Annotated in this window: 8 protein-coding genes; 3 read left to right on the forward strand and 5 right to left on the reverse strand. The window is 73.2% G+C overall.

Going from position 1 to position 7123, the window contains the following annotated elements:
- Positions 1–80 precede the first annotated feature (80 nt).
- Complete coding sequence (locus ACWDYJ_RS17370) at positions 81–758, reverse strand: zf-HC2 domain-containing protein (protein WP_451566403.1); 678 nt, start codon at positions 756–758, stop codon at positions 81–83.
- Positions 755–1534 (reverse strand): RNA polymerase sigma factor SigE, encoded by a 780-nt coding sequence (sigE, locus tag ACWDYJ_RS17375; protein WP_451566404.1) that lies wholly within the window; start codon positions 1532–1534, stop codon positions 755–757. The genes ACWDYJ_RS17370 and sigE overlap by 4 nt, the downstream gene beginning before the upstream one ends.
- Before the next feature lie 166 nt (positions 1535–1700).
- On the opposite strand from sigE, the gene ACWDYJ_RS17380 reads away from it, so the two are divergent.
- Entirely contained in the window at positions 1701–2363 is a 663-nt protein-coding gene (locus ACWDYJ_RS17380; RefSeq protein ID WP_451566405.1) for an O-methyltransferase, read from the forward strand.
- A 1493-nt stretch (positions 2364–3856) separates the two neighbouring features.
- Here the strand turns inward: ACWDYJ_RS17380 and ACWDYJ_RS17385 are convergent.
- On the reverse strand, positions 3857–4024 hold the full coding sequence (locus tag ACWDYJ_RS17385; RefSeq protein WP_003966491.1) for a DUF3117 domain-containing protein: 168 nt from the start codon (positions 4022–4024) through the stop codon (positions 3857–3859).
- 330 nt (positions 4025–4354) lie between these two features.
- Here ACWDYJ_RS17385 and chcB point away from each other — a divergent pair, with 330 nt between their 5' ends.
- On the forward strand, positions 4355–5158 hold the full coding sequence (chcB, locus tag ACWDYJ_RS17390; protein ID WP_451566406.1) for a 2-cyclohexenylcarbonyl CoA isomerase: 804 nt from the start codon (positions 4355–4357) through the stop codon (positions 5156–5158).
- 43 nt (positions 5159–5201) lie between these two features.
- Here chcB and ACWDYJ_RS17395 read toward each other — a convergent pair whose 3' ends face one another.
- Positions 5202–5780 carry a DNA-3-methyladenine glycosylase I gene (locus tag ACWDYJ_RS17395; protein ID WP_451566407.1) on the reverse strand — a complete coding sequence of 193 codons (579 nt, stop codon included), beginning with the start codon at positions 5778–5780 and terminating at the stop codon, positions 5202–5204.
- Positions 5777–6130, reverse strand: coding sequence for a DivIVA domain-containing protein (locus ACWDYJ_RS17400; RefSeq protein ID WP_451566408.1), 354 nt, complete (start codon positions 6128–6130; stop codon positions 5777–5779). The genes ACWDYJ_RS17395 and ACWDYJ_RS17400 overlap by 4 nt, the downstream gene beginning before the upstream one ends.
- A 76-nt stretch (positions 6131–6206) precedes the next feature.
- Between ACWDYJ_RS17400 and folP the strand changes: the two genes are divergently transcribed.
- Positions 6207–7067: a dihydropteroate synthase gene (folP, locus tag ACWDYJ_RS17405; RefSeq protein ID WP_451566409.1), complete on the forward strand. Its 861-nt coding sequence runs from the start codon at positions 6207–6209 to the stop codon at positions 7065–7067.
- Positions 7068–7123 lie beyond the last annotated feature (56 nt).

Here is a 7123-nt window from a genome sequence, read left to right on the forward strand (position 1 = left end):
GCCGCCGATTCAACCAGGTACCCGGGGCCGCCAGGGGAACGGCCGCCCCTATTCCGCCCGGGCCGGGCCCGCGGCGCCGGTCAACGGGAGAGCGAAACCGGCTGCCCGGATGCCGGGGCCGAGACGGTGGCCGTGGGGAACTGGCCGGCCGGGCCCAGGCTGGGCACCCCGCCGGGGCTGTGGATTCCGCCGCTGGGCAGCCGGTCGCGGACGACCGCGGTCAGCGGCACAGCGGGCCCGGGGCGGGACGCCGGCGCCTCACCCCGCGCGTTCGGCTCGATCGCCTCCAGCGGCAGCGGGCCACCGAGCGCGATCGCCGCCAGCGAGACGGCTCCCGCCGCGACGAAGGCGAAGCGGCGTCTGGGCCGGCCCACCTCGTGGATACGGAACCCCTCGGCCGAGGGGCGCGGGCCGGCCGGAGCGGCATACCCGAACAGGGCGAAGGGATCGGACTCGCGCGACGTACCGAAGGCACCCTGGGAACCGGAGGCGCCCGGTGGACCGGACATCCCCTCGGGGCCACCACCCGGCAGGCCCTGCAGGCGAGCCAGCAGCCCGGCGGAAAGAGGGGGCGGGGCGCTCTCGACGAACAGGGTCTTCAGGCGGCGCTGGGCGTCGGCCTCGGCCTTGCACTTGGCACAGGTCGCCAGGTGGGCCAGCACCCGCTCGCGCGCGTCATGCTTCAGCTCCCCGTCCACCAGGGCGGCGAGCCGGTCGCCCAGGTGCTGCTCGGCGGGGGACGGACTGACCTCGCTCACTCGGCTCCGCCCTCTCCCCCGGCGCCCGGAGCTCCCACCGCCACCCCGGCCAGGGCGCGCTGCTCCGCACGGGCTTCGGGAGACCGGTGCTTGAGCGCCTTGCGCAGGTGCGAACGACCACGGTGGATACGGCTGCGGACGGTACCGAGCTTCACGCCGAGCGTGGCGGCGATCTCCTCGTAGGACAGGCCCTCGATGTCGCACAGCACCACGGCCGCGCGGAACTCGGGCGCGAGCGTGTCCAGCGCCTGCTGCACGTCCGCGTCGAAGTGGGTGTCGTGGAGTACCTGCTGCGGGGACGGCTCACGGCTCGGCAGCCGCTCGGCGGCGTCGTCGCCGAGCGCGTCGAAGCGGATCCGCTGCTTGCGGCGCACCATGTCCAGGAACAGGTTGGTGGTGATCCGGTGCAGCCAGCCCTCGAAGGTGCCGGGCGTGTAGGTCGACAGCGAGCGGAAGACGCGGACGAAGACCTCCTGCGTCAGATCCTCGGCGTCGTGCTGGTTGCCCGTCAGGCGGTAGGCGAGACGGTAGACCCGCGCACTGTGCGTGCTGACGATCTCTTCCCACGTGGGAGGGGTCCACGCCTGGTAGCCCGCATCGGCGGCGAAGGTCGCGGTGGTTGCGGTGTCGGCGGTGTGGAAGCGGTCAGCAATGTCGGTCACGGATTTCGGCTCACCCGCCGACCGGAAGAAGCGTCTGAGGACGCTCCGACGATCCACAGGCGCAGCCGCACCTCCCCTGTCGGCTCTGGTGGTGTCCAGTGGAGCCCCTACCATAGCCACCCCTCCCGTCAGCTCCGTATAAGCCTTTTTGCAGTAACTTTGCACGGGTCCGGAGGCCCTCGCCGCCGATCTGCCCGCGCCGTCCCCTTCTATCCCGCCACTACCTCTCCAACGCCCGGTCCCATCTGCGGGTTCCCGACGTCAACGGATACAGTCACCGTTGCGCCAACTATGGGGACAGGAGAGGGTCATTAGCGGCAACCGGCAGACGAGCTGGGCGTTCGCCGACGCGTTTGTCGCCGAGGACGACGCTCTGCGGTGGGCCCGCGACCGGTCCAGGGAAGCGGGCCTGCGCTCCGTCTCCCCCGGCACCGGGGCCGCGCTGCGCCTGCTCGCCGCCACCGCCGACGCCAAAGCGGTCGCCGAGATCGGCACCGGCACCGGTGTCTCCGGCATCCACCTCCTCCACGGAATGCGCGCGGACGGCGTACTGACCACCGTCGACCCCGAGGGCGACCGGCAGGCCTTCGCCCGCCAGGCCTTCCGCGCCGCCGGCTTCGCGGGCAACCGCGCCCGCTTCATCCCCGGCCGCGCGCTGGACGTCCTGCCCCGGCTCGCCGACGGCGGATACGACCTCGTCTTCTGCGACGGCGACCCCGCCGAATCCCTCGACTACCTCGCCGAATCGTTGCGCCTGCTGCGGCCCGGCGGGCTGGTGTGCTTCGAGGGAGTCTTCTCGGACGGCCGTACGGTCGACTCCGCCGCCCAGCCGGTGGAGGTCATCCGCGTCCGCGAACTGCTGCGCACGGTCCGCGAGAGCCCGGCCCTGGAGGCCGCCCTCCTCCCGGTGGGCGACGGCCTCTTGTGCGCGGTCCGCCGCTAAGGGCTGTCCCGTAATCCCCGGCGGGCGCACGACGACAGCTACGGCACCTCGCCGCGTTGTCGGAACGCCCGAATACGCCCAGTATGAGGCCGCCCCTCCGCCCGGGGGCACCTCCCAGCGGTAGCTGGGGGAGATGCACCGCATCTGACGCCGTGCGCTGATCCACCGGGGATTACGGGACAGCCCTTAGGCCGACCGCCTGTTCTCCGGCGTGCCCCGGGCTACCGCCCGGGACCCGTACACCGCCGGGCTGCCGCCCCGCGGACACAGCGCCGCGCGGCCCTCGTAGCCCTGGAGGCTGACCTCCCGGCCCTCAGCGCACCCGGCCCGCCTCGCGAGGTTGAACCCCAACAGGCCGGACGCGCCACCTGAGACGGTGCAGCCATGGGCTGGGAAGACCGCCACCCGGGCGGCACGGAGCCGCAGCCCCGCCGGACGTGCGGGCGGCCGGCCACCCGCGACGCGCCGGGTAACGGGGCGCCACCTCAGGCAGCGGAAGGCGGCCCCGCAGGCCCACCACACGCCCGGACACGAGCCACCGCGTAGCCCGACCGTCACGGCGACGCCACACCGCCACGAGGACGGTGGCCGCGGAACCGTCGCCCCGCGGGCCGCAGGAGACCGTACAGCCATCGGCTTGCCGCCGGCCGAGGAGACCACCGACGGGCGACCCGCCAGCAGGTCGACGCCCGAGAACGCCACTCCGCCACGGACGGCGGGCGCCGGGCCGTCGCCCCGCAGGCCGGACTGCTGCCGGACAGGGGGCTCCCTCGCGGCCACGACCGCCGAGGCGGCGCCGCGCCGGACGCACCGATCCGTGCGGGCGCCAATCCGCTGGCCACCTCGCGGCGGGTCCCACGAGCTGGGACGGGCCGGGACAGCCACCCACCACTCCCCAGGCCGGCGGAGACTCGCAGCCTGCCGGAGGGGCACCGACGGCCAGCGACGTGCCAAGGCCGAAGAAGCCTGGGCGGCGCCGCCGGATCGGCCGGGCAGCGGCCCGGGAGCGCCGCAGCGTCACGCGGGCGGTGGGGGCACCGAGCCGTGGCCCCCGACCGGACCGCGGCCGTCGGACTGTTCGGCCGTCTGCCTCCGGGAGGCGGCGCGCGCCGGATGGACCGATCCGTGTCGGGTGCCACCGGCAGCCCGGTGGGCATCGCTCAGGCGTCACAGGGTGGGGGTCTCCCATGACTGGTCAACCATCCGCCAGAAGACTTGCCCTCAAGCCGGGCCCGTCCCTGGAGGGAGCACCGGGGAGCCCTGGGCCGGGACACCAACCGTTCCGCAGGCCGACCGTCGGCGCCTGCGGGCGAAGGATGCCACCGCCGCGCGGGCTTCGACGGACGGAGTCCGGCGCAGCGGCGCGAAGCCGGGAAGGCCGCTTGCGGCCGAGCCGTGCGAGTGGCGCGTCAAAAAGGAGGAGGGAACGCAACACCGCCCCGGCCGCGAGGAGCGGGCGGGGCGGTGAGAGTCGATCAGATGGCGCCGACGGTTCAGCCGACGACCTTCTTCAGGGCGTCACCCAGGGCGTCCGCTTCGTCAGGAGTCAGCTCGACGACAAGCCGACCGCCGCCCTCGAGCGGTACGCGCATGACGATGCCCCGCCCCTCCTTGGTGACCTCGAGCGGGCCGTCGCCCGTCCGCGGCTTCATGGCCGCCATGCTCGTTCCCCTTCCTGAAACCAGCTCATCGTCAGCCGACGGCCCCGTTCAGGCGCCTAATACCCGGCATCGAACACATTGCTTCCCGGCCATTATCCCGCATGTCAGGACCCGATGACCAACATCGCACGGGAACGCTTGCGCAACGCGCTCGACCAAAACCACTCATTTCGGGGACCCGCCTGCGATACTTCGCCGCCGCACCTCGCCGACGCGGGCCGCTTTGTTTGACGCACATCACATGCCCCGCCCTGGTCACGTCCGCCATGCTGGCCCTTGCACCGTCCGAGTACCGGCCGGTAGCCAAGCCCGCGACGAAGGGGGACCCCCATGGCCGACAGTGTGCTCTACGAAGTGACCGACGGACTCGCGACCATCACGATCAACCGGCCCGACGCGATGAACGCCATGAACACCGAGACCAAGGTCGCCCTGCGCGACGCGGTCCGGGCAGCGGCCGCGGACACCGCCGTGCGGGCGGTTCTGCTCACCGCGGCGGGGAACCGGGCCTTCTGCGTCGGTCAGGACCTCAAGGAGCACATCGGGAATCTCGCCGCGGACCGCGAGACCGGCTCCTCGTTGACGATGAGCACCGTCTCCGAGCACTACAACCCGATCGTCCGGGCCCTGACCGAGATGCCCAAGCCCGTGGTCGCGGGCGTGAACGGGGTCGCGGCCGGGGCGGGCTTCGGGTTCGCCCTCGCCGCCGACTACCGGGTGGTCTCCGACACCGCGTCGTTCAACACGTCCTTCGCGGGGGTCGCGCTCACCGCCGACTCCGGCGTCTCCTGGACCCTGCCGCGCCTGATCGGCGCCTCCCGCGCCTCGGACCTGCTGCTCTTCCCCCGCTCGGTCAAGGCCAAGGAGGCCTACGACCTCGGCATCGCGAACCGCGTCGTCCCGGCCGACGCGCTGGCGGCGGAGGCGGAGTCGGTCGCCCGTACCCTCGCCGCGGGCCCCACGGTGGCCTACGCCGCCCTGAAGGAGTCCCTGGCGTACGGGGCCTCCCACGGCCTCTCCGACGCCCTGGAGCGCGAGGACGCCCTCCAGACCCGCGCCGGCGCCTCGGAGGACCACTCCATCGCCGTACAGGCCTTCCTCGCGAAGCAGCCCCCGAAGTACCTCGGCCGGTAAGCCGGTCGGCCCGTCGGCCCGTAGGCCGCGTCTCCCGCCGGGCTCAGGCCTCGCGGGAGAGGCAGCCGACGAGGTGGTCGTTGACCAGTCCGCAGGCCTGCATCAGGGCGTAGGCGGTCGTGGGGCCGACGAAGCGGATGCCGGCCTTCTTCAGCGCCTTCGCCAGGGCCGTGGACTCCGGGGTGACCGCCGGGACGTCGGCGACGGTCTTCGGGGCGGCCCGGCCGGGGGTCGGGGCGTGGGACCAGATCAGCGTGTCCAGCTCGCCCGGCTTCCACCCGGCCAGCACCTTCGCGTTGGCGAGGGCCGCCTCGATCTTGGCCCGGTTGCGGATGATCCCCTCGTCCGCGAGGAGCCGCTCGGTGTCCGCCGGCCCGAACTCCGCGACCGCCGCGATCTCGAAGTCCGCGAAGGCCTTACGGAATCCCTCGCGCCTGCGCAGGATCGTCAGCCAGGACAGCCCCGACTGGAAGGCCTCCAGGCACAGCCGCTCGTACAGGGCGTCGTCGCCGCGGACCGGCCGGCCCCACTCGGTGTCGTGGTAGGCGACGTAGTCCTCCGTGGACAGCCCCCACGGGCAGCGCAGGCCGCCGTCGGGTCCGGCGACGAGCCCGCCGGTCACCGTGCGTCCTTGGTCAAGTCGATCCCCTCGGCAGCTTCCCGGGCCGGCGCCGGGGCGGATGCGGAGGCGGCCGAGAGCTCCGCGATCCGCGCGTCCCGTTCCGCCAGTTCCGCCGCGAGGCGGTCCAGTACGTCGTCCACCTCGGCCATCCGGTAGCCGCGCGGCGCGATCGGCAGCCGCAGGGCGTCGATGTCCGCCCGCACCACCGGCCTGCTCTCCGGCAGCCCGTCGGTCACCCGGTCCGGCCCGGCCTCCGGCAGCACGGCCTCGGAACCTCCGCCGATGACCGCGAGGGTGACCGCCGCCACGACCACGACCAGCGCGATCAGCAAGAACCAGAACACGATCAACTCCCCTGAGAGACTCCTGGCACCAGGTTAAGGTCGCAGACGAGGCGGGGGTGCCGCCGAAGGAGGAAAGAGCAGGATGCTGCGACTGGGCAGGCGCGAGTTCGACACCCACGAGCCGGTGATCATGGCCATCGTGAACCGGACTCCCGACTCCTTCTACGACCAGGGCGCGACCTTCCGCGACGAGCCCGCGCTGGACCGGGTCGAGCAGGCGGTCGCCGAAGGCGCGGCCATCATCGACATCGGCGGCGTCAAGGCGGGCCCCGGCGAGCACGTGGACGCGGCGGAGGAGGCCCGGCGTACGGTCGGCTTCGTCGCCGAGGTACGGCGCCGCCACCCGGACGTGGTGATCAGCGTGGACACCTGGCGGCACGAGGTCGGCGAAGCCGTCTGCGAGGCGGGGGCGGACCTGCTGAACGACGCGTGGGGCGGGGTGGATCCCCGGCTGGCGGAGGTCGCCGCGCGCTACGACGCGGGCCTGGTCTGCACCCACGCGGGCGGGGTAGAGCCGCGTACGCGGCCGCACCGGACCACGTACGAGGACGTGATGGCGGACATCCTGCGCGTCACGGTCGGGCTGGCCGAACGCGCGGTCGCGCTCGGTGTCCGGCGGGACGCGATCATGATCGACCCGGGCCACGACTTCGGGAAGAACACCCGGCACTCGCTGGAGGCCACGCGCCGCCTGTCGGAGATGACCGACACCGGCTGGCCGGTGCTGGTCTCCCTGTCCAACAAGGACTTCGTCGGCGAGACCCTCGACAAGCCGGTCAAGGAACGCCTCCTGGGCACTCTGGCGACCACCGCCGTCTCGGCCTGGCTGGGCGCCCAGGTCTACCGCGTCCACGAGGTCGCGGAGACCAGGCAGGTCCTGGACATGGTCGCGTCGATCCAGGGCCACCGACCCCCGGCGGTCGCCCGCCGGGGACTGGCCTGAGCCACCCCCGACGGCCGGAGGCCGGCGCAGCCGTCCCGAAGCCAGGCAAGGCGCCC

Source organism: Streptomyces sp. NPDC003042 (assembly GCF_053591315.1).